Raw genomic sequence first — 1,891 nt, forward strand, 5'->3', positions numbered from 1 at the left:
GATTCCGACGGCCTGCACATCGCCACCCTGCTGACCGCCCTGTTCCTGCGCCATTTCCCGGCCTTGGTGAACGCAGGCCACGTGTTCGTGGCGATGCCGCCGCTGTTCCGCGTGGACGTGGGCAAGCAGGTGTTCTACGCGCTCGACGAAGAAGAGAAGCGGCTGCTGCTGGAAAAGATCGAGCGCGAAAAGATCCGCGGGCAGGTCAACGTCACCCGCTTCAAGGGCCTGGGCGAAATGAATCCCTCGCAGCTGCGCGAGTCCACGATCCATCCGGATACACGGCGACTGGTGCAGCTCACCGTGGACGATGAGCCGCAGACGCGCGGCCTGATGGACATGCTGCTGGCGAAGAAGCGGGCCTCGGACCGCAAGTCGTGGCTGGAGGCGAAGGGGGACCTGGCGTCGCTCGAGGTCTGATCGTCGCGCAGGACGGCACGACYGGATGCCGCCGGCGACATCCCCGCGCACTCCACCACCCTTGAACATCGTGTTCACCGTGCCGGTGCGATAACCCGCGCATGACACAGGAACGCGCCGCGCATCCGTATACCTTCGGCCTGGAAGAAGAGTACTTCCTGGTCCGTCGCAACGGCCGGCGCCTGCGGCACATGCCGAGACGCTTCTTCGCTGACTGCCAGGAAGCATTGGGCGAGCGCTTCGGCAGCGAGATGCTGCAGACCCAGGTCGAAGTGCAGACCGGCGTGCATGACGACACCGCTGCCGCCGAAAGCGAGCTGCGCATGTTGCGCCGGACCGTGGGCGAGATCGCGCATCGGCATGGCTTGGGCGTGCTGTCGGCCGGCACCCATCCGTCCGCGTCGTGGCGCGGCCAGCGCAGCACTGACAAGCCCCACTACGACCAGGTGATGGGCGAGTTGCGGATGCTGGGCCAGCGCAACCTGCTCTGCGGCCTGCACGTGCATGTGCAACCTGAAGATCCCGGCCGACGCGTCGGGCTGATGGCGCGCATGCAGCCGTTTCTCCCGCTGCTGCTGGCGATCAGCACGTCATCGCCGTTCTGGATGGGCCATGCCACCGGCCTGATGGGCTACCGGCAGACCGCTTACCAGGAGATACCGCGCACCGGGCTGCCGCCGCTGTTCCGCGAACAGGACGAGTACGACCACTACGTTCGGCGCATGACGGATGGCCGCGCGATCCAGGACGCGAGCTTCCTGTGGTGGGCCGTGCGTCCGTCGCTGGCATTTCCCACGCTGGAACTGCGCGTTACCGATGCGTGCACGGACCTTTGCGATGCCCTGGCCATCGCGCAGGTATACCGTTGCCTGGTGCGCCACCTTGAGCGCAGACCGGCGCTGCATGCCGACCTTCATGCAGGCGACCAGGCGATCATCGCGGAAAACCTGTGGCGGGCGCAGCGTCATGGCTTTGATGCGGGCCTGATCGACCTCGGCAGTCGGCGACTGGTCCCGGTGCGCGAGATGCTGGAGAACACGCTGGATGCGCTGCACGGCGACATCGTGGCCCTGGCCTGCGCACCGCAGGTCGAGCGCGTCTGGCAGATCCTGGACYGCGGCACCAGCGCACATGGACAGCTGCAGCGCTACCGCTAGCGCAGGCAGGCCGGCGACAGCCACGCCGATGCACTGGCCAGCGTGGTGCAGTGGCTCGCCGACGCGACCGTTACCGCTTGACCGACGTCGTCAGCGCGCCACGGCTTTCTGTTGCGACACCACGAACACCCCCGCCATCACCAACACGGTGCCGGCCACCTGCCACGGGCCCATCGGTTCCCCCAGCAGCAGCAGGCTGAGCACGATGGTCGATACCGGACCGATCATGCCGACCTGGGCAGCGAGCACGGAGCCGATGCGCGCGACCGCCATCATCACCGCCAGCACTGGCAGCACCGTGCACAGCGTGCCGT

General features: G+C 67.1%; 2 protein-coding genes and 1 pseudogene. 2 read left to right on the top strand and 1 reads right to left on the bottom strand.

Translation table 11 applies throughout. The annotated features are described in order from the left end of the window. Positions 1-420: pseudogene (locus AC04L7_RS17760) on the top strand (DNA topoisomerase IV subunit B); the annotation flags it as partial. A 101-nt stretch (positions 421-521) separates the two neighbouring features. Further along, entirely contained in the window at positions 522-1,577 is a 1,056-nt protein-coding gene (locus tag AC04L7_RS17765) for a carboxylate-amine ligase (RefSeq protein ID WP_475513576.1), read from the top strand. Positions 1,578-1,667: 90 nt separating this feature from the next. On the opposite strand, the gene AC04L7_RS17770 is transcribed toward AC04L7_RS17765, so the two are convergent. Continuing rightward, a partial coding sequence (locus AC04L7_RS17770) for a DMT family transporter (protein WP_475513577.1) occupies positions 1,668-1,891 on the bottom strand: 224 nt, incomplete at its 5' end.

The sequence above is a fragment of the Pseudoxanthomonas sp. LjRoot204_2 genome, from assembly GCF_056175765.1.